Here is a 24259-nt window from a genome sequence, read left to right as displayed (position 1 = left end):
CTGGACGTAGCGTGTCGGCGATTTTGCGGGAATGCGCCCGTGTGGAAAAATGAGGCGGACATGTCCAAATCCGAGGCTGGTGCAAGCGCCTGGCACACCGTGATGCTCAAATTGCTGATCCTGATCGCGATCGCGGGGATCGTGTTCGCGGCGTTGATGACGCTGCTCACGATCAATTCGAACCATCGTCGCGCCAATGAGGCGGCGCGGGCACATCTCGACCAGATCCTGCCGATGCTCGGCGATTCGGTAACGGATGCGCTGATCACGGGGCGGATCGCGGATGCGACGCATGAGCTAGAGAACGTGCTTACGGGCTCGGACGGCGCTGGCCAATCCGCGATTGCGCTCAACAGACGCGGCACCGTTTTGACCGAGGCTGGCGCGCCCGATCCCGCGCTTGTCGCTCTGGCCCAAAGCGCGCTTGAGGCCAACGACAGGGCGATCTCGGCAGATGGGCTGAGCGAGACGATTCCGCTGCGCATTTCCCCGGAGGATCCGCCGATCGCCGCGATTGCCCTGCGCTGGAGTCCGGCCCCCGCCATCGCTCGCGCGCAGAAGGACATGGTGCGCAACCTCTCTTTCACGGCGTTGATTTTCGCGGGCATTCTCGGCGGTGTGATGCTGGGCGTACGCTGGCTGATCACCCGCCCCCTCACCCGTGTGACGGAGGCGATGCGTTCCGTGGCCGGGGGACAACTCGATACGGACATCCCCGCCACCGGTCGCCGCGACGAAATCGGCGCGATCGCCCGCGCTCTGGGGACCTTCCAGTCCGAGCTCGCGACCGCCGAATCGCATAACCGTGCGGCACGGATGCATAGCGCCGCGCTCGAAAGCGCCACGGTCGCGATCATTCTCACCAACAACGACCACGTCATCACCTTCGCCAATGAGGCGGCCGCGGAATTGCTGCGCCCCTTCGCCGCGGAAATTCGCGCCCACAACCCGGATTTCGATCCCGACAAGCTCTTGGGAACGCGCGCGGATCTCATCTTGCCAGCGGGCACGACAACGGCCGCCGCCCTCGACGATGGCGCGCGCGACACGCTCACGCTCGAAGGACGGATGCGTGCCGGGGCGATTCTCGCCCTCGTCAGCCCCGTCATCGACGAGGCGGGGGAGAAAATCGGCCATGTCTCGCAATGGCGAAACATCACCGAAGAACAGCGAAACGCCTCTCTGATTTCCGCGATCGACGCCAACCTGCTGCGGGTCGACCTGCGCCCTGACGTCACGATCGACTCCGTCAACGACGCATTTGCCGAGGTCTTTGGCGCGCCCCGCGCAAAGATGGAGGGAATGTCCGTCGCCGGTCAGATCACCTTCGAAGGGCAGCCAGTCTGCGAAATTCTCCAGCGCGATCCGCAGCCCTTTGCGGGCATGCTCGTGCTGCGCTGCGCCGACGGCCATCAGGCCTGGCTCGAAGGCTCGGTCAACCCGATCCTCGACACGGACGGCAAGATGGTCATGTTCAGCGTTCTTGCGAGCGACCGAACGCAACAACATCTGGAAGCCGAAGCCCGGCGGGCCGAGCGCAGCGCGATGATGTCCGCCCAACAGAACATCGTGGAGACACTGAAATCGGCCTTGGCCGGGCTCTCTGCCGGGGACCTCATGGCCGAGATCACCACCGAATTCGAAGGCGACTACAAGGCTTTGCGCAGTGATTTCAACAGCGCGATCGGCGATTTGCGGGGCGCGATGCGCAAGGTGCTCGACAATGCCGGATCGATCCGCACCGAAGCGCGGCAAATCTCGTCCAGCTCCGACGACATGGCGCGGCGCACCGAACGGCAGGCAGCCACGTTGGAGGAAACCGCTGCAGCGCTCAACGAGATCACCGCCTCTGTCGAGGCTGCCGCCCGCGCTGCCGGTCGCGCAAACGACCTCGTCGAGACCGCCCGGCGCAGCGCCGAACAAAGCGGCCATGTCGTGTCAGAGGCCGTACAGGCCATGTCGGAAATCGAGCAAAGCTCGGAGCAGATCAGCCGGATCACCAGCGTCATCGACGAGATCGCCTTCCAGACCAACCTGCTCGCCCTTAATGCCGGTGTGGAAGCCGCTCGCGCTGGCGAGGCCGGGCGCGGCTTCGCCGTCGTCGCCTCGGAAGTGCGCGCACTCGCGCAACGCTCCTCTGATGCCGCGCGCGAAATCGCCGAACTGATCGCGAACTCCTCGGCGCAGGTAAAGCGCGGTGTCGGCCTCGTAGGCCAAGCGGGCGATGCGCTCGGCGGCATCCAGTCCTCCGTCTCCGATCTGCTCGCCTATGTCGCGGACAGTGCAAATGCGACGCAGGAGCAAAGCGCGGGCCTGACCGAAATCAACTCCGCCGTAACGCAGCTCGATCAGGTCACCCAACACAACGCCGCCATGTTCGAAGAAGCGCTCGCCGCGAGCCAGGTTCTCGAACGCGAAGCGATGGAACTCGGCGCGGCGATGGGGCAATTCAAACTTGGCGACACCGCTCCGGATGAGGGAGCCGAGAGCACGTCGCCTGCAGAGGAAGCGGCTGCGGTAGAAGCCTTGCCCGAAACATCCGGGCCCACTGCATCCGCGCCGCACCAATCAGCCCGACCCAAATCGACTCAGCAGGTCAGCGTGTCGGGCAACACCGCGCTGGCGGTGCCGCCTCCGCCCACAGATGACGATTGGGAGGATTTTTGAGCGAAAAGGGAAAGAGCCGATCGCCTTGACGCGGGGCGGCAATCAGGACGCGTGGGGATGGGGCGCAGCGATCGTGGCCTCCGCCCGATCCGTCTCGCCTTCGCCTTGCGTCCCGGCCTCGCCCGCACGGAACCAAGCCCGGATGGCGGCACGCTCCTGCGGCTCCATGTAGCTCAAATTCGCGGGGGGCATCGCATCGGTCAGCCCGGCCTGCACATAGATCTGCCGTGCAGCGGCGGCGATTTCGCGCGGCGTCTCCAGCTTGATGCCCTTCGGCGCGTGACCGATCCCTTCATAGCCGGGCTCGTTCGCATGGCACATCGAACAGCGCCCCATGACGATCCCGCTCACCTCGTCGAAACCGGGCGCTGCGGCGAAGCGCTGTTCGAAGGGGGTAAGCATCGCGCTGCCCTCCATGTCCTCACCAGCATCCGCTTTCGGAATCGAGGACAACCAGACGATCGCGACGAACAGCGCCGCGGTCGCCCCCCATGTCCACCACGGTTTCCCCTTATGGGCGTGATGGGTGTTGAAGAAATGCCGGATCGTCACGCCCATCAGGAACACCAGAGAGGCGATCAGCCAGTTATACGCGCTCGCGAAGGCCAGCGGATAATGGTTCGACAGCATCAGGAAGATGACCGGCAGCGTCAGGTAGTTGTTATGCGTCGAGCGCTGCTTGGCGATCTTGCCGTATTTCGGATCGGGCGTGCGCCCCGCCATGAGATCGGCGACCACGATCTTCTGGTTCGGAATGATGATCAGGAACACATTCGCGGTCATGATCGTCGCGGTGAAGGCGCCCAGATGCAGCAGTGCCGCACGGCCGGAGAAGACCTGCGTATAGCCCCAAGCCATCGCGACGAGAATGACATAGAGCCCCAGCATCAGCCGCGTGTTGTTCTCGCCAAAGCTCGACTTGCAGATCAGGTCGTAGAGGAGCCAACCCAGCGCGAGCGAGCCGATCGAAATCAGGATCGCCCCCCACACGGGCAGCTCCATCACCCGCGGATCGATCAGGTAGAACTGCGCCTGTGTCCAATACAGAACCACCATCATCGCAAAGCCCGAAAGCCACGTCATGTAGCTTTCCCATTTGAACCAGGTCAGCCGGTCGGGCATCTGCGCAGGCGCCACGAGATATTTCTGAATATGGTAAAAGCCGCCGCCATGGACCTGCCAGGCCGCGCCATGCACCCCCTTGGGGGCGCCGGGCTCGGGCACCAGCCCCAGATCAAGCGCGATGAAATAGAAGGACGACCCGATCCACGCGATCGCGGTGATCACATGCAGCCAGCGCACCGCGAACTGCACCCATTCCAGAAAAAACGTATAATCCATCCGTCATCCCTCGTTTTGCGCCCAGAGTTTCCCAAGCCACGGCCGAGCGCAAGCGATGGCGCGGCGGAACCGCCCGAATTTTGTCCGGATGCTCAAAACGCAAGCAGATGGAAGCCTCGCGCTCAGCTGCCGCGATAAGTGGAGTAGCCATAAGGCGAGAGCAGAAGCGGCACATGGTAATGCGCCTCGGCGTCATTCATGCCGAAGCGGATCGGGATTTCATCAAGGAAAAGCGGCTCTGCCGCCCCCTGCCCGCTCGCCCTCAAATAGTCGCCCGCGGCGAAAACCAGTTCGAACTGGCCGGTGCGAAACCGCTCCACCGGCAGGATCGGCGAGTCGGTGCGCCCATCGGCATTCGTCACCATCTCGGCCAGCGGCACTCTGCCCGCTTCGTCGAGCGCGAAGAGCGTGATCTTGAGCCCTTCCGCCGGGCATCCCCGTGCCGTGTCGAGCACATGGGTGGTCAGATATCCTGCCATCGCGTTCTCCTTCGCCAATCGTCGAGACCGCGACCACTATGCTTACGGGTGAAACAAACCGCAAGATATCGTGCGCTCACCGGAAGTTGCTTAGTATTTCACATCCTTATGGTTGATCACCGCACAGCTGCCTCTAGGTGACATTACAGGTTCACGTAGCCGTCACATCCATGTCACGTCGAAAGGCGATGGGCAGCGCAGCAACGAGCGGAAGGACCCTATGGGCCATAACATACAGCCTGTGATTTTCCTGACTGTTTCCGCTCCGCTTCTCCGCGCAGGCGCCGGTTGCCTGCCCCTCCCCGCAGATCCACCGGAGATGTGACATGAGCCGATCGCGCCATCACAACAAACAACGCTACCGCAGCCTTTTCCTGTCGGATTTCCACCTCGGCTCGCGCGGGTGCAGCCCCGGCCCGATCCTCGATTTCCTGCAAAGCGTTCAGGCCGACGCGATCTACCTCGTCGGCGACATCCTCGATCTCTGGCATGGCGGGCCCGTGCAATGGAGCGAGATCCATGCCGAGATCATCGAGACCCTCGAAGCCCATGCCGAGGCCGGGACGCGCATCGTCTATCTGCCCGGCAATCACGATGCTGCGCTGCGTGCGCCAGGGATGAATTTTCTCAGCTTCGAGTTGACCGAGACGGCGCTGCATGTCGGCGCGGACGGGCAGCGCTACCTCATCGTGCATGGCGATCAATGCGATGCGCGTATCCTGCGCTGGCACGCGATGACCCGTTTCGGGAGCCGGATGGACGCGCTGTTTCGCGGCATCGATGCGTGGCTGCGCCGTCGCCGCGATGTCTCCGAGACCGAGCGCACCCTGATCCAACTCGCCATCGAAGGCATCAATCAGCTGATCGCGCGCGGCTCGGGCTATGAGCATCGGCTGATCGCGCTGGCCTCCGAAGCCGGGGTCGACGGGATCATCTGCGGCCACTCGCACAAGCCTGCTTTGCGCGATGTCGACGGGCTGACCTATGCCAATTGCGGCGATTGGGTGGACAGCCTGACCGCCCTGGCCGAGGATAGTTCCGGCGCATTGCAACTTCTTCAATGGGGCGCGGAGCCCGCTGCGGTCACCGAGACCGGCACCCGCCCCGCCGTCGCAAAGGTACGCGCATGACGATCGTTCTGCTGTCCCTCGCAGCCCTTCTGGGCCTCACGCTCACGGCGCATCTTCTGAGCGCCGCGATGACCGCGTGGCGCGAATCCCGCCCGCCGAAACCGGTGCCCGACGAGTTGCCCTTTATCGCCCTGATGCGCCCGGTCTGCGGGGTCGATCCCTTCGATGCCGAGACGCTGGGCTCCTCCTTCAACCTCGACTATCCGAATTACGAGGTGATCTTCTGCGCGCCGTCGGAGCGCGACCCCGCCTGTGCGCTGGTCCGCCGCCTGATCGAAGAGAACCCGCAGGTGCGCGCGCGGCTTCTGACGGGGCTCGACGCGGTGTCGGGCAATCCGAAGCTGAACAACCTGCACAAGGGGCTGTCGGCGACCGAGGCGGAGTGGCTCGCGATGGCCGACAGCAATCTGCTGCTACCGCGCGACTACCTGCAGCGGCTGGTGGCGGAATGGCGGCCCGGCACGGGGCTCGTATCCGCCCCGCCGGTGGCCGAGCGGCCGGGCAATCTCTGGGGCGCGGTGGAGGCGGCTTTCCTCAACACCAATCAGGCGCGCTGGCAGGTGACCGCCGACATGATCGGGATGGGTTTCGCGCAAGGCAAATCTCTGTTCTGGCGGCGCGACATCCTGATGGCGGGCGGCGGTTTCGCGGCGCTCGGGCGCAACATGGCCGAGGACGTGGCCTCGACCAAACTGGTGCGCCGTCAGGGCCTGAAGGTGCGGCTGACGCGCCACCTTTTCGCGCAACCGATCGGGATGCGCTCCGCCCGCGCGGTCTGGGACCGCCAGCTGCGCTGGTCCAAGGTGCGCCGCGACGGGTTCGTGATGATCTTCGCAGCCGAGATCGCGCAGGGCCCGTTCCTGCCCTTCCTCGCCGCGCTTGCTCTGGCAGCTTTGGGCGCGATGCCGTGGATCGCCCTGCCGCTTCTGGTGGCGCTGTGGTACGGTGCCGAAGTGTTGCTGGCCCGGATCGCGGGCTGGCCCGCCTCGTCGCGCGACATTGCGGGCTTCGCGATCCGCGACGCGATGCTGCCCGCGCTGTGGCTGATGACATGGTTCGGGCGCGATTTCACCTGGCGCGGCAATGACATGACCCACCGGGACGTCGCCCGCAGTGACGCCCCCGTCACGGAGTAACCCGATGATCGGCCTCGAGACGATCTCCGTATTGATGGCGAAACACGGCCTCGCCGTGCTCGCGCCGATTGCGGTGCTCGAAGGGCCGATCGTGACAGTGATCGCGGCGTGGCTCGCCAGCCAGAACATGTTCTCGGTCTGGTCGGTGGCGATCATCGTGATCCTTGCCGATCTCGTCGGCGATCTGGGGCTCTATGCGCTTGGCCGATGGGGTCTGAACCGGATGCCCAAGAAGTGGCGCGACAAGCTGGGCCTGAGCCGCGCGCGGCTCGTGAGTGCGGCGCGGCACTTCCAGAACAAGGGGATCAAGACGCTGGTTTTCGGCAAGCTGACCCATTCGGCGGGCGCGCCGGTGCTGGTCGCGGCCGGGGTCGCGCGGATGAATGTCTGGGTCTTCCTGCTCACGAACCTGATCGCGACGATCCCGAAATCGCTGGCCTTCGTGGCGCTCGGCTATTGGCTCGGCTCGCATATCGGGAAGATCGACAGCTGGCTGTCGAAAGGCTCGCTGATCCTGCTGGTCGTGATCATTCTCGGCGGCACGATCTGGTTTTATCGCCGCAAGAGGTCGCACACATGACGACGATCACCTGCATTCTGCCCGCCTATAACGAGGCCCCGCGGATCGGCGCTGTGCTGGAGCGTGTGCTGGACCATCGCCAGATCGCCGAGGTGATCGTGATCGACGACGGCTCGAACGATGGCACCGCCGAGATCGCCGAAGGCTATCGCGACGCCCATCCGCATCTGCGGGTGCTGCGCCAGACGCAGAATGGCGGGAAAACCGCGGCTGTGGCTGCCGGGATCGCGGAGGCCGCGGGCAGCCACCTGCTGCTGCTCGACAGCGATCTGCTGGGGCTGACCCATGCCGATCTGGGCGCGCTGATCGCGCCGGTGGCGAGCGGCGAGGCCGATGTCACGATCAGCCTGCGCCGCAACGCGCCGCGCATCTGGCGGGTGATCGGGCTCGATTACATCTCGGGCGAGCGGGTGATCCCGCGCGAGATGCTGGGCGAACGGCTGGAGGCCCTCAACGCCCTGCCCCGCTTCGGGCTGGAAGTCTTCATGAACCGTCTGTGGATCGCAGAGCGCGCCCGGATCGCCGTCGTCTCCTGGCCCGGCGTCGACAGTCCGATGAAATCCGCGAAGCTGGGCAACTGGCGCGCAGGCGTCGCCGCCGACGCACGCATGATCCGCGATATCTTCCGCACCATCGCGCCGCATCGCGCGCTCGGCCAGATCGTAGCCATGCGCAGCCTGCGGGTGCGCGGCGAGGCGCAGGCTTTACCGCGCAAGTGGTTGGAACGTATACCTCGCTGAACGGTTCGGTTCACGACAGATCAGCGGAGGTTTCATGTCACAGCACGCGCGCGTCGTTATCATCGGTTCTGGTTCGGCCGGACTGTCTGCCCTGCGCGAAGTGCGCCATGCGACCGATGACTTCCTGATCGTCAATGACGGCCATTGGGGCACGACCTGCGCCGAAAGCGGCTGCATGCCCTCCAAGGCGCTGATCGAAGCCGCCAACGCCTTCCACCGCCGCCACGATTTCGAGGCCTTCGGGATTTCCGGCGCCGAGGCGCTGCGCATCGATGTGCCGGCGGTGATGGCGCGGATGAAACGGATGCGCGACGGGTTCACGAAATCCCCGCGCAAGGTCCCCAAAGCCCTTGGCGACAAGGCGATCTCGGGCCGCGCGACGCTCCTTGGCCCGAACCGGATCGAGATCGCGGGCCATGGCGAGGTGACCGCCGATGCGATCATCCTCGCGACGGGCTCGTCGCCGGTGCTTCCGGGGCCGTGGAAGACCTTTGGTGAGCGCATCCTGACCACCGACACGCTGTTCACCCTCGACGATCTGCCCAAGCGGATCGCGGTGATCGGCATGGGCGCGATCGGGGTGGAGCTGGCACAGGCGATGGCGCGGATGGGGATCGAGGTCGCAGGCTTCGATGCGTTGGAAAGCGTGGCTGGCATGACCGACCCGGAGGTCGCGGCACTCCTGCGCGACGCGATCGCGGCGGAACTGCCGCTGTATCTGGGCGCCCCGGCGGAGATTTCCGAAGGCAATTCGGGCAGCCTGATCGTGAAAGGCGCAGGCGGCGCGGAATTCGAGGCCGATGCCGTGCTCGCCGCGATGGGCCGCCGCCCCAATATCGCGGGGCTCGGGCTGGAAACGCTGGGCGTGCCGCTCGACGATCACGGGATGCCCGAGGTCGACGCCTCCACCACCCAGATCGGCGATCTGCGGGTATTCCTCGCGGGCGACGCGAATGCGATCCGCCCGATCCTGCACGAAGCCGCCGACGAGGGGCACATCGCGGGGCGCAACGCGGTGACCGAGACCCCGCGCTGCTATCGCCGCCGGACCTCGATGGCCATCGCCTTCAGTGCGCCCAATGCGGTGCGCGTGGGGCAAAGCTTCAAGGATCTGGACGGGCAGGACATCCTGATCGGCAGCGCGGATTTCGCGACGCAATCGCGTGCCCGGCTGGCCGAGGAAGCCTATGGAATGATCCGCATCTATGCCGCGCCCGAGAGCGGCAAGCTGCTGGGCTGCGAGATGGCGCTGCCCGAGGGCGAGCATTTCGCGCATCTCTTCGGCCTCGCGATCCAGTCGGGCATGAGCGCTTATGACATGCTGGCGATGCCCTTCTATCACCCGGTGGTCGAGGAAGGCCTGCGCAGCGCTTTGCGCGACATCGCCCGGCAACTGCCCGAGGAAGACCGGTCGGACCTCTCCGATTGCCCCGAGAAAGGGCATCCGGCGCTCGATTAAAGGGCTGCGATCTCGGCCACGCGCGCAGCATTGTCGGGCGCGGTGGTGCCGTCCGCCATCACCAGCGAGTTCTCGAACCCGACCCGCGCCTTGCCGCCCTTGGCGAGCGCATTGCGCAGGCAGTCGGTCTCGCCCGAGCCGAAGGCGCAGATCGACCAGTCGGGCGTGATCGCCTCGGCCTGCATCCAGTCGAGGAACGGATCGAGCATCGCAGGCGTCGAGACCTGCCCCGCGATATAGCGGCCCATCACGAAGATCAGTTGCAGCTCCGGATCACGCAGCAGGCGGTCGGGCAGGACGCGCGCCAGCGCCTCGGCATCCTCTCGGGAATAGAGGATATGCTGGACCCTGATGCCGCGTTCGGCGGCTTCCTCGTAGAACTTCATCGCCAGCAATTCATGGTCGCGCAGCATCTCGCGCGCCGAGACCGAGACCATCTTAGCGCCCGAGTTCAACGCGACATAGCGCTGATGCCCCGGTTCGTAGCGCCCCGCAGCCTCGGTGGTGATCTGGATCGCCATCTCACCCAAGCGCGGGCGCAGATGGGCCAGCGCCTCGGCATAGGCGCCACTATCGAGCAGATGCCCGCCCGCATCGTCGCGCAGATGCAGATGCAGCGCCCCTGCCCCGGCGTCGCGGCAGGCCAGCGCTGTCTGCGCAATCTCGTCCAAGGTGATCGGCAGCGCCGGGTGGTCGGTCTTCGTCTTGGTCGCCCCGTTCGGCGCGACCATGATATGCGGCAGGCTCACCCGAGAACCTCGCGGATCGCGGTGCCGAGCTTGTCCAGCAATTCGCCGATCTGGTCGTCGGTGATGATGAAGGGCGGCGCGAGCAGGATGTGGTCGCCGCGCTGTCCGTCGATCGTGCCGCCCATCGGGTAGCAGACGAACCCCGCCTCGAAGGCCGCCGCCTTGAGCTTCTTGTTGATGGCGCGGGCCGGGTCCATCGGCTCTTTCGTGGCGCGGTCGGCCACGATCTCGAGCCCGCGGAACATGCCGCGCCCGCGGATGTCGCCGATATTGGGATGCTGGCCGAACGCCTCACGCAGCGCCGCGTCGAGCACCTCGCCCTGCTGCGCCGCCCGCGCGACCAAGCCGCCCTCGGTGAGTTTCTTCACCACGGCATCGCCCGCGGCGGTCGCGGTCGGGTGGCCGATATAGGTATGGCCGTGCTGGAAGAAGCCCGAGCCGTTGACGAAGGCGTCGTAAATCTCGGAGGTGCAGAGCGCCGCCCCGATGGGCTGGTAGCCTGCGCCGAGCCCCTTCGCGATGGTGACGATATCGGGCGCGATCCCGTCCTGCTCGCAGGCGAACAGCGTGCCGGTCCGGCCCATCCCACACATCACCTCGTCGAGGATCAGCAGGATGCCGTATTGGTCGCAGATTTCGCGGATGCGCTTGAAATAGCCCTTCACCGGCGGCACCGCGCCCATCGTGGCGCCGACGACTGGCTCGGCGATGAAGCCGATCACGTTCTCCGCCCCGAGGCGCTGAATCTCGGCCTCCAGCTCGTTGGCGACGCGCAGACCGTATTCCTCGGCGGTCTCGCCTTCCTCGCGCCAGCGGTATTCATGCACGGGTGCGATGTGGCTCACGTCGATCAGCAGCGGGTTGAATTTCTCGCGGCGCCACGCATTGCCACCAGCGGCCAGCGCGCCCAGCGTGTTGCCGTGATAGGACTGGCGGCGCGCGATGAAATGCGACCGGCTCGGCTCGCCCTTCTCGACGAAATACTGCCGCGCCATCTTGAGCGCGCTCTCCACAGCTTCCGATCCCCCGGACGTGAAATAGACGCGGTCGAGGCTCCCCGGTGCGTGAGCGATGAGACGATCGGCCAGCCGTTCGGCGGGTTCGGAGGTGAAGAAACTCGTATGCGCGAAGGCGATATTGTCGATCTGATCCTTGATCGCGGCAATCACGTCAGCGTCAGAGTGACCGAGGCAGGACACCGCCGCGCCCCCGGACCCATCGAGATATCGCTTCCCGTTGGCATCGAGGATGTAGACACCGTCGCCCTTTACCGCCAAGGGCGGATTGGACTTCGTGTGGCGGGGGAATACGTGACTCATATCGGTCCCTCCTTCGGGACAAGAATGCGTGAGGATCGCTGATTGCCCCATGAAACATATGTTTTACACATTGACAATATATGAAACAATTGAAACGGTCACCTCAACGCGATAACTGGTGATGGAACCTGGGGAGGAGCCTTGTCCGGCAGTTTCGAACAGCGATTGGCTGCGCAATATGGCAACCTTTCCACGCGCTTGCGTGAGGCGGGAGACTATATCGCAGACAACCCGGTGAGCATCGCCACCCGTTCGCTGCGCACGCTGGCGAGCGAATCGAACCTTGCGCCCGCGACCTTCACCCGCCTTGCCCATGCGCTCGAATACGAGAATTTCGAAGAGCTGCGCGAGACCATGCGCGACCAGATCGGTCGCCGCGTGTCCCCCTTCGCGGACCGCGCCGATCGGCTGCAAAACGATGCCATCGATCCGCAGAGCGGCTTCCTCAACCGTTATGCCGCGGCCACGCAGGACAATATCGCAGCCCTGACCGCCGCGATCGAGCCGGGACGGCTCGAAGCCGTGGCCGACAAGCTCGCCGCCGCGCGCCGAGTGGTGCTGCTGGGCGCGCTCGGCTCGACGGGGATCGCGGAATACACTGCCTATATCGCCAATTTCCTCGGCGACAACTGGGAGCTGGGCGCGCGCGCGGGTTCGTCGCTGGGCGCCACGCTCGCGGGGCTCGATGAGCGCGACGCGGTTCTGGTGATCACCAAGCCGCCCTTCGCGCGCTCCACCATCCGCAGCGCGATCCATGCCCATGAACAGGGCGCCTATGTCGCGCTGATTACCGACAGCCGCAGCTGCCCGGCGCTGCACGCGGCCGATGAGACCTTCATCGTGCCTACCGACAGCCCGCATTTCTACACGAGTTACGTCGCCACGCTGTTCTTGCTCGAAGCAATTCTGGCGTTGGTGGCGAAGCGCGCGGGACCCCGCGCAACCGAACGGATCGCCGAGGTCGAACGGCGTAACAGGCTTCTCGACGAAGTCTATGTGCGCTGACCGAAGCGAACCGTATTTTTGAACCGAGACCCAAAAACGACCAACGGGAGTTACTCAATGAAAAAGTTCTTCAAACTCGGGGCCATCGCGGCCGTCGCTGGCACGCTGCTCGCGCCCGCGGCGAACGCAGCCGACGAGACCTTCATCACCATCGGGACCGGCGGCGTGACCGGCGTTTACTACCCGACCGGTGGCGCGATCTGCCGCCTGATGAACAAGAGCCACAAAGAAACCGGCGTGCGTTGCTCGGTCGAATCCACCGGCGGTTCGGTCTACAACATCAACACGATCCGTTCGGGCGAGCTCGACTTCGGCATCGCGCAGTCGGACTGGCAGTACCACGCCTACAAGGGCGACTCGAAATTCTCCGATCAGGGTCCGTTCGAGAAGCTGCGCGCAGTGTTCTCGATCCACCCCGAGCCCTTCACCGTCGTCGCGCGTGCCGATAGCGGCATCAAGAACTTCGCCGACCTCAAGGGCAAGCGCGTGAACATCGGCAACCCCGGTTCGGGTCAGCGCGGCACCATGGAAGTGCTGATGGACGCGATGGGCTGGAAAACCTCGGACTTCGCGCTCGCAACCGAGCTGAAAGCCTCCGAGCAGTCGAAAGCGCTCTGCGACAACCAGATCGACGCGATGGTCTACACCGTGGGTCACCCCTCGGGTTCGATCCAGGAAGCCACCACCTCGTGCGACGCGACCCTCGTGAACGTCACGGGTGACGCGGTCGACAAGCTGGTCGCCGACAACCCCTACTACGCGAAAGCCACCATTCCGGGCGGCATGTATCGCGGCAACCCCGACGACACGCAGACCTTCGGTGTGCGCGCGACCCTCGTGACCTCGGCCGATGAGCCCGATGATGTCGTCTACGCTCTGGTGAAGTCGGTCTTCGACAACTTCGACGAGTTCAAGAAGCTGCACCCGGCTTTCGCGCATCTGACGCCGGAAGAAATGGTCACCAAGGGCATCTCGGCTCCGATCCATCCGGGCGCTCTGAAGTACTATAAGGAGCAGGGCTGGATTAAATAAGCCCTGCGTATAACTGGGCGGGCGCGCTTGCGTGCCCGCCTTTTTTAGTTTCAGCTTTATGATCATGCCGGAACAGGCGGACGGCCCTGTGGGCCGCTAGGGGGAACGATGGCGGAAAATCGCGCCTTGAACGAACAGGAATTACAGGAGCTTGTCCAAGCTTCTGACAGCGGGGCGCGCAGCCCCAGAGGTTGGGTCGGGCTCATGGTCGCCGTGGTGGCGCTGAGCTGGTCGATCTTTCAGGTGCTTCTGGCCTCGCCCATCGGGCCGTATGTGCTGCCGGGCGACCTGATCAACAACGCCCGCCAGATCCATCTGGCCTATGCCATCTTCCTCTCGGCGATGGCGTATCCGCTGTTCAAATCCTCACCCAAGGACCATGTGCCGTGGTATGACTGGATCCTCGCGGTCGGCGGTGCGCTGCTCTCGATGTACGGCTATTTCTTCTACCAGAAGATCGTCGACAATGGCGGGCTCGCGGATATGCAGGACGCCTATATCTCCGTCCTCGGCATCATCTTCCTCTTCATCGCAGCCTATCGCACGCTCGGGCCCATCATGGTCCTGCTGGCGATCGTGTTCCTGTGCTACGTCTTCTTCGGCTCCTCCGAGTTCTTCCCCGAACAGATCCGCTGGGCCGGCGCGAGCTTGCGCAAGGCCATGTCGCATATGTGGATCACCTCCGAGGGGGTGTTCGGCATCGCGCTTGGCGTCTCGACCAAGTTCGTCTTCCTCTTCGTGCTGTTCGGCGCGCTTCTCGAGAAAGCGGGCGCGGGCAACTACTTCATCCAGATGGCTTTCGGCGCGCTCGGCCACCTGCGCGGTGGCCCGGCAAAAGCCGCCGTCGTGGGCTCTGCCGCGACCGGCCTGATCTCGGGCTCGTCGATCGCGAACGTGGTCACCACCGGCACCTTCACCATTCCGCTGATGAAGCGCGTTGGCTTCTCGGCTGAGAAGGCGGGTTCGGTCGAAGTGGCCTCTTCGGTCAACGGCCAGATCATGCCCCCGGTGATGGGCGCTGCCGCCTTCCTGATGGTGGAATATGTGGGCATCTCCTATCTGGAGGTCATCAAACACGCCTTCATCCCGGCGATCATCTCCTACATCGCACTGTTCTACATCGTGCATCTCGAGGCGGTGAAGAACCGGATGCCGACGATCGGCGACCGCGTGGTCTCGGTCTGGCGCACGGCCTTTGGCATGTTCGCCTTCTTCGCGGGCTTCGCGGCCCTGTGCTACGCGACCCAATTCCCGGTGCGCCTCATCACCTCGATGGTGCCCGAGGGCGCGGCCTGGGTTCTCGCCCTGCTCGTCGTCGTGGTCTATCTCGGCCTCGTCTGGGTCGCTGCGAAAGCGCCCGATCTGGAGCCGGACGATCCGAATTCGGAGATCGTGAAGCTCCCCGAGATCAAGGACATCTACAAGGCGGGCCTCTACTACCTGCTGCCGATCGTCGTGCTGGTCTATTTCCTGATGATCGAGCGCAAATCGCCGGGCCTGTCGGCCTTCTGGGCCTCGTTCCTGCTGTTCTTTATCCTGCTCACGCAGAAACCGCTCAAGGCGATGTTCCGCGGCGAGAGTGCGCCGATGAGCCGCTTCCGTGAAGGCGTTCTCGACCTGATCGGCGGCATGATCGACGGCGCGCGCAACATGATCGGGATCGGTCTGGCCACGGCCACCGCCGGTATCATCGTGGGCACCGTCTCGCTGACCGGGATCGGTCAGGTGATGGCCGATTTCGTCGAGTTCCTCTCGGGCGGCAACCTGATCCTGATGCTGGTCTTCGTGGCGATCCTGTCGCTGATCCTCGGGATGGGCCTGCCGACCACGGCGAACTACATCGTCGTCAGCTCGCTGATGGTGGGCGTGGTCGTCCATCTGGGCGCGCAATCGGGCCTCGTGGTGCCGCTGATCGCGGTGCACCTGTTCGTGTTCTACTTCGGCATCATGGCGGATGTGACACCACCGGTGGGGCTAGCCTCCTTCGCGGCGGCGGCGGTCTCTGGCGGCGATGCGATCAAGACGGGCTTCACCGCCTTCTTCTATTCGCTGCGCACGGTCGCCCTGCCCTTCGTGTTCATCTTCAACACCGACCTGCTGCTGATCGACGTGACCTGGTATCAGGCGATCTTCGTCTTCATCGTGGCGACGATCGGCATCCTCGTCTTCACCGCAGGCACGATGGGCTGGTTCATCACCCGTTCGAAGATCTGGGAGACGGTGGCGCTGCTTCTGGTGGCCTTCACCCTGTTCCGGCCCGGCTATTTCATGAACATGGTCGAGCCGCCCTATAACGAGGTGCCGCCTGCCAATATCACGCAGCGTCTCGACAAGGCGCCGGTCGGTCGCGAGTTGCGGCTGGTCTTCTCGGGGCCCGATTATACGACGGGCGATCCGAAGGACATGACGGTGCTGGTCAAGGTGCCCGAGGGCGCGACGGGTCAGGACAAGCTCGACAAGCTCGGCCTGAGCTTCACCGAGACCGACGGCAAGATGGTCGCGGACGAGCCGATGTTCGGCACGGAGCTGCAGACCAAACTGCAGGGCTTCGACTTCTACGGCGACAATCCCGTCACCCTGTCCAACGTGAAGGTGCCGAACGATCAGCTTCCGAAAGAGCTGATGTTCATCCCCGCCTTCGCCCTTCTCGCGCTCATCGCTTTCCTGCAATATCGACGCAAGGAAGACGACGACGCGGCCTTTGCTGAAGGAGAACCGGCATGACCAATACCATTCTCTGCGCGATCGACATGAACCGCCCCAAGACCGAGCGCAAAGTGCTCGAATGGGCGGCGCGGCTGGCCAAGATGGAAGATGCACAGCTCGACGTGATCACCGTGGTGCCCGATTACGGCTCGGCGGTGGTCGGGGCCTTCTTCTCGGACGATCACACCGCGAAGGCGAAGGAACATGCGCATGAGCTGCTGCATGATTTCGTCGCCGAAGTGGTCGGACCCGAGGTGAACGCAAAGGTGCGCCACATCGTGGGCGTCGGCACCGCCTATCACGAGATCCTTTCGCTGGCCGAGAAGGACGGCGCGGACATGATCGTGCTCGGGGCGCACCGCCCCGATCTCAGCGATTACCTGCTCGGCCCGAACGCCGCGCGGGTCGTGCGGCACTCGAATTGCAGCGTCTTCGTCGTGCGCTGAGCGCGCGACTGACGCCGAAGATCAGGGCGCGCCCGGGCGATGGGCGCGCCCTTTTTCTATTCCACCCCGCATCACGCGGCGGTGTGCAGCTGGCGCGGGGCCGACTGGGCTGCCAGCACGCAGGCTTCGGCCGTTTCGCGACGCCGCTGGGTGGAGTATTCCGCAGGCATCCGCAGTGCCGCGTATTGGCGCCCGTCCTCGTCGTTGCGATAGGCCGGACCCATCCGGGTCACATCGTAGCCAAGCTGGCGCAGCGCGCGCATCAGGGCGAGCGAGGAGAGGCAGATCAACTCGTCCGCACCGCGCTCCTTGGCGCGCTCAACGAGACCGTCGACGATGAGCCGCAGACAGGTCGCCCGCTCCGCCTGCTTGGTCAGCGCATCGGAAATCACCAGACGCGTGCATTCCCAGACCGTGTCGTTCGCGATCTCGGTCGGCAGAATCTCCGCCGGGATATGCGCCAGCTTCCCCAGATGCGCGTCACGCAGCATGTAGGTATTGGGCCCCCAGATCGCTGCGGTGGACATTGCCCGCGCCCCGCCCACCACCCGCCCGCCCTTCAACACAAGCGAGTAATGCGCCAAGGGCGTATCGTATTGATCCATTTCCACTTCGTCATTATGCGGCACGTCCCATCCGAGCGTGTCGACGAAGACCTCCTTGCGCAGGCGCAGGAAGTCGTAAAAAGCGGTGCCGAAGCGGTGAAGTTGCGAGAATTCGAAAGTGCAGTTCTGCATTGGAGCCTCCTTCTGGATAGCTCCATCGAAACCACGAAATTGTGAAAAATTCACTCTTTCAGGTTGTGCGCGCCTAGATCAATCGCCTTGAAGTCGCAATTGCGAGCATCTCAATCGCGTTGCGCGCGCCCAGTTTTCGGCTCGCAGAAGACAGCCGCGCTTTCACGCCGCTCTCGGAAATTGCGAGCTTCGCGGCGATCTGTTTGATCAAGAGCCCATCGGCGCGGTAGCGGATCGCCTCGAGTTCGGCATCCGTGAGCGAGCGTTGCGAGGCGTCGACATGCAAGGTCTTGAGCATCTGGAAAGCTCCGTGAAGTTCGGCATCGGTGAAGTCGCGATCCGACCGGAACAGGACCGCGTGACTGCGCCGCCCAGCATCGCTTGACGTGTTGTAGGAGATCGTGGCGCCGAAGCGCAGCCCCATCTGCCGCGCCATCTCGACGACGTCGCGGGGATCGTCCTTCAGGTCGGACCAGCGCACGTAACCGACATTGTGGTAGATCCAGTGCATCGACGGATCCTGCACGACCAAACCTTGTTGGGTGTACATGTCGACCCAGTCGTCATTCAGACGGTTGAGTTCGGCTTCGGGGAATGCATATCCAACCCTAAGCGCGAGATAAAACCCGGCAGGGGCGATTTCATTCAATCGCGTTTCACAATCCCTCAGTTCCATAGTCTGATGGTCAATTCACTTGCACTCACTGCGGTCACAGCCTACCGTCGCGCCGGAGGCTGCCGCCCTGCACCAACAACCTAAAGACGAATTCCCGTGATGGAAACAGCAAACCGCAAGGAAATCGCCTGCCTACTCGAGCAGCTCGGTCAAACCTGCGACACCGGTTTCGCCTTCGCTCTGCACATCCGCTTTACCCGTCCGAACATCCTTTATCGAACATATCCCGAACCTTGGATCGAGGAATATAGCGAAAAGGGCATGATGATGGACGATCCCGTCGTGCTGTGGGGCATGCAACATGTAGGCATGGTGCGGTGGGACGACCTCGATGATCCCAAAGGGGTTCTCAAGGGAGCGAGATCCCACGGCCTGCGGAATGGCCTGACCTGCGCGGTTCTGGAGAACGGTTCGCGCTCGATCTCGGGCTTTACCCGCTCCGGCGAGCCCTTCTCGGAGGCCGAGGCGCAGGAGCTGCTGGAGATGACCCGGGAGCTGCATAATCTGACCGAAGGCCTTTCCGACCTCTAGGAAAAGACGGGCCGCCGCGCCCTCCCGCTTCGATTGTCCAAGTCGAATCAAGGGATAGGCGCGAAGACGCGAAGTCGAACCAGAAACGCCACACTCAACCTTAGCGTGTAAACTTCATCTAATGGAAGGTTGGATTTTTTCGGCCTTTCGATTTTCGGTCGAAAAGCTTTGCTTTCGCTTGATCGGCCCGAAAATCGCCCCCTACCCTTTTGAAATATCTGTAATCGGGATCGACGGGCCTGGTCCGGCCCAGAGCGATTAAGTTGACCTGAAACCGGACTAGGCAGTCGTTGCCGTTCTTCTGTGGGGGGAGAACATGACGCAGCTGCCACGTTTCGAGACGAGAGATATCTCCTGGGCGCCGCCGCGCCGGCATAAGGGGCAGTTGCGCTGCCTGGTTGCCGGAGGGGCCGGATTCCTGGGATCGCACCTTTGCGACCGGCTGATCGAGGCCGGTCACTCGGTAATCTGTATCGACAATCTACAGACCGGGCGGACCCAGAACATCGCTCATCTGATGGGGCATCGCGATTTCACGTTCCAGAAACATGACATCATCGCGCCGCTGCAGATCAGTGGCGAGATCGACCGGATCTACAATCTCGCCTGCGCGGCCTCGCCGCCGAAATATCAGCTCGATCCGCTGCACACGTTCCAGACCTGCATCGCAGGGTCGCTGAACCTGCTCAGCCTCGCCGAGCGGACCGGCGCGCGCATCCTGCAGGCCTCGACCTCCGAGGTGTATGGCGATCCCGACATCTCGCCCCAGCACGAGGGCTATCGTGGCCGCGTGAACACCACCGGCCCGCGCTCGTGCTATGACGAGGGCAAGCGCGCGGCAGAGACGCTGTTCCACGACCTTCAGGTCGCGCGCGGCATCGACACCCGCATCGCGCGGATCTTCAACACCTACGGTCCCCGGATGGACCCCGAGGACGGGCGCGTGATCTCGAATTTCGTGACGCGGGCGATCCGTGGCGTGCCGCTCGAACTCTATGGCGGCGGCACGCAGACGCGCTCGCTGTGCTATGTCGATGACCTTATCAGCGGTCTGGTCGCGCTGATGGAAAGCGAGACGGTCGGCCACGATCCGGTCAATCTGGGCAATCCGGGCGAATATACCGTCGCCGAGCTGGCCCATATCGTGCGCGACATGTGCGAGAGCCGGGCGCCGCTCGTCGTGTCGGATCTGCCGCTCGACGATCCGATGCAACGCTGCCCCGACATCACCCGCGCCGAGACCCGGCTGGGCTGGCGTCCGGAAATCGCGCTGCGCAGCGGCCTCGTGCCGACCATCGCCTATTTCCGCGCGGAGATAGCGGGCGCCGAGACCGAAGTCGAAACCCGCACGGCAACGGCTGCCGAATGAGCCTGCGACCCGACATACGGGCCGCAGTCGCGGCAGGGCATCTGGCTCCGATCCTCTCGCCGAAGCAGGCGTTGCGCTATCGGGTGCTGTTTGCGCTGTGGATGCTGGCGACGGTCTATTTCTGGAGCTGGTGGCTCACGCCGTCGCATATCCTCGGCCTCTGGCCGTATCTGCTGGTCACCGTGGTTCTGCTGTGGCTGCTGACCATGCAGATATTCTTCTTCGCGATCTTCCTGAAAGCCCATCGCGCCGCTTCGCCCGATCCCGAACCGGGACAATGGCGCGTTGCGATGATCACGACGAAAACCCCGTCCGAGCCCTTCTCGGTGGTGCGTCGCACGTTGGAGGCGATGCTCGCACAGGACTATCCGCACGACACATGGCTGGCCGACGAAGCGCCGTCGCCGGAGACGCTCGCATGGTGCAAACTGCACGGTGTCAAAGTCTCCAGCCGCCACGGCATCGACGCCTATCATCGGAAAGCCTGGCCGCGCCGGACCCGCTGCAAGGAAGGCAACCTCGCCTTTTTCTACGACCATTGGGGCTATCGCGAGTATGACATCGTCAGCCAGCTCGACGCCGATCACGTCCCGCAACCGGGCTATCTGCGCGAAATCCTGCGCCCCTTCGCCGACTGGAACGTGGGCTATGTGAGCGCACCCTCGATCTGCGGGGCCAATGCCAAGCAAAGCTGGGCCGCGCGCACCCGCCTCTTCGCCGAAAGCGCATTCCACGGAGTCCTGCAATGCGGCTACACCGCGGCGCTCGCGCCGATGTGCATCGGCTCGCATTACGCGGTGCGCACCCGCGCCTTGCGCGATATCGGCGGGCTCGGGCCGGAACTGGCCGAGGATCACTCCACGACGATGATGATGAACGCGAATGGCTGGCGTGGCGTACATGCGATCGACGCGATCGCGGTCGGCGACGGCCCGGCCAACATCTCGGATCTGTTCACGCAGGAATTCCAGTGGTCGCGCTCGCTGCTGACGCTGCTTCTGCGCTACACGCCCGGCTACCTGCCCGGCCTGCCCTCGCGGCTGCGCTTTTCCTTCATCTTCTGCCAAATCTGGTATGTGTTCTTCGCGTTGACGATGGCGCTGATGTATTTCGCACCGATCGTCGCGCTGGTCTTCGACATTCGCTTTGCCGATGTCACCTATCCCGCCTTTATCGGTCACGCGGCGATTGCGGGGCTGCTGCTGATCCCCTTCGTTGCGCTGATGCGGCGCGACGGGCTTCTGCGGCCGGTCGATGCGCCGCTCTTCGCCTGGGAGAAAGAGCTGTTCTCGATGATGCAATGGCCTTGGGTGCTCTGGGGCTGCGCGATGGCGATCTTCGACCGGATTACCGGCAAATTCGTCGATTTCCGGATCACCCCGAAGGGCGAGGCCGCCGCGATCCAACTGCCGTTGCGCGTGACGCTGGTCTATGCCGCGCTCGCCTTGGGAGCGGCGCTCCCTGCCCTGCTGGCCGAGACGACGGTGGCAAGCGGCTTCTACCTGCTATCGCTGGTCAATACGGTTTTCTATTTCGTGGTCCTGGCGATCATGGTCGTGATGCTCGCCCGCGAGGCGGGGCTGAAGTGGAACAGCTGGCCGCGTCAGTTCGCGGTGCAGGTGGCGACGCTGAGCCTGATCGCGATCGTGGCGAGCAGCGCGATCTGGATGCGCGGCACCCAAAGCCTGCACGCGCTGCTGACCGGCCTGCAGCCGATCCAACTGACTAGCTACGAATATACCGTCTCTGGTGCCGGAATGGGCGCTTCGGGACATGCGAAGTTCAACGTCAAGCTGAATTGGCAGTAACGCGGGCTTCGCGCAGAGAGGAGGAAACTGAAATGGCTAATGATTTGATGACCCGTCGAGAGTTGATGGCATGTGCGGCGGCGTTCGGGCTGACAGTTTCAGCGCGACCGGCATTCGCTGCAGATGTCAGCGTGCCACCGGGCAGCTTGCCCTTCGGCGTCTACGATCCCGATGGCGACTTCGCGAATCTGGACGGCGTCGTGATCGAACATCTCTTCCTACCTTGGGAGGACGTCTTCCTGCCGTCGCTCAACGATGCCGACACCTACGCGCTGGAGCGCAACCGCGCGCTTCTCGTCACGCTCGAGCCCTGGACGTGGTCGCGCTCGGAGCGCAACACCGCGCAATATCTGCGCCGCGGGATCGCACGGGGCGAATATGACGCCAACATGATCGCGGTGGCCGATGTGCTGGCAACGCTGAAAAGCCCGGTCACGCTGCGCTTCGCCCATGAGATGGACGACAAGACCGGCCAGTTCATCTGGTCGGACTGGAACCCGAACGACTACATCACCGCCTATCGCCGGATGACCGACATCGCGCGCGACCGGGCCCCCAACATCAACCTGATGTGGTCGCCGCTGGGCGACGAGAATATGGGCGACTATTATCCCGGCGACGACTACGCCGATATCGTCGGCCTGTCGGTCTTCGGCTTGCAGGCCTGGGACCGGGCCAAACTCGGCCGCGACCAGACCTTCGACGACATTCTGGGCCCCCGCTATACCCGCGCGGCCACCTATGGCAAACCGGTCGCGGTGGCCGAGCTCGGCTATGTCGGGGATCAGTCCTACGTCTCGATGTGGCGCGACCGGGTGCGTCAGGAGATGCCGGATTATCCGAACCTCGTCGGCGTCAGCTACTTCAACCAGCGTGAGGTCTATCCGTGGCCCGAGGGCTTTGGCGCGCCGGATTGGCGAATCAAGAACCAGGTCCTGACCTGAGCCACCATAGGTAGTGGCGATTTTTCGCCGACAACACCACTGCTAGACAAGATATTGAAGCTGCGCGGGAATTTCTCCCGCGCAGCCTTTTTGCATTCCGCCACAAATCCGCCTGCTTCCCGCCACGTCACCTGCCAACTTGACCCATAGGCTGGGATCGACCAATCCTGCTGCCATGAGGACGCAATCGGCCCTCTTTCGCGCAGACGGGAGGGGCCAGACCGTAACTTGAGCAGACAGGATTACAGTTCCGATGACGACTTTACCCGTGAAAGCGGCCCGCCTTGTCGTGGCCGGCCTGATCTTTGCAGCCCCTCTCAGCAGCGCGCAGGCGCAGCAGGCAGGCATGCTGGACCTCAACCCGATCCGCGTTTCCGCCAAAAGTACCGCCGGTCAGGGCAGCGCCCGGTTCGACTGGCTCGCCGGTCGCGATGGCCGCGCGCAACCCGCGCCCCGCATCGTGCAGACGCGCTTTCTCGGCAAAGGCAGCTGGATTTGCTCGCCTGCGGGTTTCGGCAAGAAAGCGACCTGCTTCCAGCGCTGAACGCGCAGCACAGGCGTTGAGCGACGGCCCCGCCCGGGACCGTCACGCTCACTCGGCGGCGAAACCCACCGTGCAGTCGATCCCGGCGGGCAGCTTGCCCTCGGGATTGGGCAGCGCGAGGCGCACCCCGAACGTGTCCGACGCCGCATCGAAGACCTTGTCGACGACGCTCACCGTCGCGTCGTATTCGCCGCCCACGGGCGCTGCGGGATAGACTTTCAACACCTGACCCTTCTTGACCCGGTCATACATCGCGGTCGGCAGGAAGACCTCGACATGCAGCGGGTCGATCTGCGCGAGTTGCGCGATCGGCGCTTGCGAATAGACATATTCGCCCGGCCCCATCATCCGCGTGATCACCAGCCCGTCGATCGGCGAGCGGATTTCACGACGCGCCAGCTGCGCCTCCACCCTTTGCAGATCGAGCTTCGCCAGATGCTGGTCCATCTGGGCCGAGCGTAGCTCCAACTGGGCCACTTCGGCATTGGTTTGGGCCTCCTGCACCTGCGCATCGGCCATCACGTTGCGCTTGCCCATCTCGGTCGCGCGGTCGGCGGCCTTTTGCAGCAGCGCCACCTTGGAGCGCGCGATGTCGATCGGCCCCTCGTCCTGCGCACGCTCTCGCGCATAGGTCAGCTGCGCCTCTTCGGCCTTGGATTCCAGTTTCGCGATCGGATCGCCTTTCTTCACCGTATCCCCGCGTGAGACGAAGACCTGATCGATCACCCCGTCCACCGCCGAGCCGATCTCGAGCACCTGCCCCGGATCGATCAGGCAATCGAAGCGCTCCTGATCCTGCGCGAGCGCCGCGCCGGGACCGAGGGCGAGAAGGAGAGTGATGGAAGTAAGCCGCATGGGTGG

Annotated in this window: 22 protein-coding genes; 15 read left to right on the top strand and 7 right to left on the bottom strand. The window is 64.0% G+C overall.

Features of this window, described 5'->3' with window-relative positions; all coding sequences use genetic code 11:
* Nucleotides 1–60: 60 nt before the first annotated feature.
* Nucleotides 61–2667: a methyl-accepting chemotaxis protein gene (locus tag AC2TZ7_RS08715; protein WP_489866609.1), complete on the top strand. Its 2607-nt coding sequence runs from the start codon at nt 61–63 to the stop codon at nt 2665–2667.
* A 42-nt stretch (nt 2668–2709) separates the two neighbouring features.
* On the opposite strand, the gene AC2TZ7_RS08710 is transcribed toward AC2TZ7_RS08715, so the two are convergent.
* Both AC2TZ7_RS08710 and uraH read right to left on the bottom strand, forming a co-directional pair.
* Nucleotides 2710–4008 carry a urate hydroxylase PuuD gene (locus tag AC2TZ7_RS08710; protein WP_489866608.1) on the bottom strand — a complete coding sequence of 433 codons (1299 nt, stop codon included), beginning with the start codon at nt 4006–4008 and terminating at the stop codon, nt 2710–2712.
* A gap of 122 nt (nt 4009–4130) precedes the next feature.
* Nucleotides 4131–4487: a hydroxyisourate hydrolase gene (gene uraH, locus AC2TZ7_RS08705; RefSeq protein ID WP_489866607.1), complete on the bottom strand. Its 357-nt coding sequence runs from the start codon at nt 4485–4487 to the stop codon at nt 4131–4133.
* A gap of 326 nt (nt 4488–4813) precedes the next feature.
* Between uraH and AC2TZ7_RS08700 the strand changes: the two genes are divergently transcribed.
* From AC2TZ7_RS08700 to AC2TZ7_RS08680, 5 genes are read left to right on the top strand one after another with little or no spacing between them, the layout of a single operon-like run.
* The gene (locus AC2TZ7_RS08700) at nt 4814–5617 is read left to right on the top strand and encodes a UDP-2,3-diacylglucosamine diphosphatase (RefSeq protein ID WP_098410443.1); all 804 of its coding nucleotides are present in this window, start codon (nt 4814–4816) and stop codon (nt 5615–5617) included.
* Nucleotides 5614–6753 (top strand): ceramide glucosyltransferase, encoded by a 1140-nt coding sequence (locus tag AC2TZ7_RS08695; protein ID WP_489866606.1) that lies wholly within the window; start codon nt 5614–5616, stop codon nt 6751–6753. Before AC2TZ7_RS08700 ends, AC2TZ7_RS08695 begins: the two co-directional genes overlap by 4 nt.
* 4 nt (nt 6754–6757) lie before the next feature.
* Nucleotides 6758–7333, top strand: coding sequence for a DedA family protein (locus AC2TZ7_RS08690; protein WP_098410441.1), 576 nt, complete (start codon nt 6758–6760; stop codon nt 7331–7333).
* Nucleotides 7330–8073, top strand: coding sequence for a glycosyltransferase family 2 protein (locus AC2TZ7_RS08685; RefSeq protein WP_489866605.1), 744 nt, complete (start codon nt 7330–7332; stop codon nt 8071–8073). The genes AC2TZ7_RS08690 and AC2TZ7_RS08685 overlap by 4 nt, the downstream gene beginning before the upstream one ends.
* Before the next feature lie 34 nt (nt 8074–8107).
* On the top strand, nt 8108–9532 hold the full coding sequence (locus AC2TZ7_RS08680; RefSeq protein ID WP_489866604.1) for a dihydrolipoyl dehydrogenase: 1425 nt from the start codon (nt 8108–8110) through the stop codon (nt 9530–9532).
* On the opposite strand, the gene AC2TZ7_RS08675 is transcribed toward AC2TZ7_RS08680, so the two are convergent.
* The gene (locus AC2TZ7_RS08675; RefSeq protein ID WP_489866603.1) at nt 9529–10281 is read right to left on the bottom strand and encodes a beta-keto acid cleavage family enzyme; all 753 of its coding nucleotides are present in this window, start codon (nt 10279–10281) and stop codon (nt 9529–9531) included. The two genes, AC2TZ7_RS08680 and AC2TZ7_RS08675, sit on opposite strands and share 4 nt — an antisense overlap.
* Nucleotides 10278–11600, bottom strand: a complete 1323-nt coding sequence (locus AC2TZ7_RS08670) for an aspartate aminotransferase family protein (protein WP_489866602.1) — start codon at nt 11598–11600, stop codon at nt 10278–10280. The genes AC2TZ7_RS08675 and AC2TZ7_RS08670 overlap by 4 nt, the downstream gene beginning before the upstream one ends.
* Nucleotides 11601–11741: 141 nt before the next feature.
* On the opposite strand from AC2TZ7_RS08670, the gene AC2TZ7_RS08665 reads away from it, so the two are divergent.
* The 4 genes from AC2TZ7_RS08665 to AC2TZ7_RS08650 all read left to right on the top strand — a co-directional run bounded on the left by AC2TZ7_RS08665 (nt 11742) and on the right by AC2TZ7_RS08650 (nt 16789).
* Nucleotides 11742–12605: a MurR/RpiR family transcriptional regulator gene (locus AC2TZ7_RS08665; protein WP_489866601.1), complete on the top strand. Its 864-nt coding sequence runs from the start codon at nt 11742–11744 to the stop codon at nt 12603–12605.
* 57 nt (nt 12606–12662) lie between these two features.
* Nucleotides 12663–13637: a TAXI family TRAP transporter solute-binding subunit gene (locus tag AC2TZ7_RS08660; protein ID WP_489866600.1), complete on the top strand. Its 975-nt coding sequence runs from the start codon at nt 12663–12665 to the stop codon at nt 13635–13637.
* A gap of 108 nt (nt 13638–13745) precedes the next feature.
* Nucleotides 13746–16361 carry a TRAP transporter permease gene (locus AC2TZ7_RS08655; RefSeq protein ID WP_489866599.1) on the top strand — a complete coding sequence of 872 codons (2616 nt, stop codon included), beginning with the start codon at nt 13746–13748 and terminating at the stop codon, nt 16359–16361.
* A complete protein-coding gene (locus tag AC2TZ7_RS08650) occupies nt 16358–16789 on the top strand; it encodes a universal stress protein (protein WP_489866598.1) in 432 nt (143 codons plus the stop codon). Before AC2TZ7_RS08655 ends, AC2TZ7_RS08650 begins: the two co-directional genes overlap by 4 nt.
* Nucleotides 16790–16860: 71 nt before the next feature.
* On the opposite strand, the gene AC2TZ7_RS08645 is transcribed toward AC2TZ7_RS08650, so the two are convergent.
* Together AC2TZ7_RS08645 and AC2TZ7_RS08640 are read right to left on the bottom strand one after the other, a co-directional pair.
* Nucleotides 16861–17526: an acyl-homoserine-lactone synthase gene (locus AC2TZ7_RS08645; protein WP_489866597.1), complete on the bottom strand. Its 666-nt coding sequence runs from the start codon at nt 17524–17526 to the stop codon at nt 16861–16863.
* Nucleotides 17527–17599: 73 nt separating this feature from the next.
* Nucleotides 17600–18175, bottom strand: coding sequence for a helix-turn-helix transcriptional regulator (locus AC2TZ7_RS08640; protein WP_489866596.1), 576 nt, complete (start codon nt 18173–18175; stop codon nt 17600–17602).
* Nucleotides 18176–18301: 126 nt separating this feature from the next.
* Between AC2TZ7_RS08640 and AC2TZ7_RS08635 the strand changes: the two genes are divergently transcribed.
* From AC2TZ7_RS08635 to AC2TZ7_RS08615, 5 genes are all read left to right on the top strand, one after another.
* Nucleotides 18302–18733, top strand: coding sequence for an autoinducer binding domain-containing protein (locus tag AC2TZ7_RS08635; RefSeq protein ID WP_098410431.1), 432 nt, complete (start codon nt 18302–18304; stop codon nt 18731–18733).
* A gap of 316 nt (nt 18734–19049) precedes the next feature.
* A complete protein-coding gene (locus AC2TZ7_RS08630; protein ID WP_489866595.1) occupies nt 19050–20102 on the top strand; it encodes a UDP-glucuronic acid decarboxylase family protein in 1053 nt (350 codons plus the stop codon).
* The gene (locus tag AC2TZ7_RS08625) at nt 20099–21910 is read left to right on the top strand and encodes a glycosyltransferase family 2 protein (protein ID WP_489866594.1); all 1812 of its coding nucleotides are present in this window, start codon (nt 20099–20101) and stop codon (nt 21908–21910) included. The genes AC2TZ7_RS08630 and AC2TZ7_RS08625 overlap by 4 nt, the downstream gene beginning before the upstream one ends.
* Before the next feature lie 32 nt (nt 21911–21942).
* Entirely contained in the window at nt 21943–22854 is a 912-nt protein-coding gene (locus AC2TZ7_RS08620; RefSeq protein ID WP_489866593.1) for a glycoside hydrolase family 26 protein, read from the top strand.
* A gap of 253 nt (nt 22855–23107) precedes the next feature.
* Nucleotides 23108–23398: a hypothetical protein gene (locus tag AC2TZ7_RS08615; RefSeq protein WP_489866592.1), complete on the top strand. Its 291-nt coding sequence runs from the start codon at nt 23108–23110 to the stop codon at nt 23396–23398.
* Between the two features lie 48 nt (nt 23399–23446).
* Here the strand turns inward: AC2TZ7_RS08615 and AC2TZ7_RS08610 are convergent, their stop codons facing one another.
* Nucleotides 23447–24253 (bottom strand): efflux RND transporter periplasmic adaptor subunit, encoded by an 807-nt coding sequence (locus AC2TZ7_RS08610; RefSeq protein ID WP_489866591.1) that lies wholly within the window; start codon nt 24251–24253, stop codon nt 23447–23449.
* Nucleotides 24254–24259: the final 6 nt, after the last annotated feature.

The organism is Thioclava sp. ISO4 (assembly GCF_058105145.1).
Note: the sequence above shows the minus strand (reverse complement) of the source record. Positions and strands in the feature narration are given on the sequence as shown.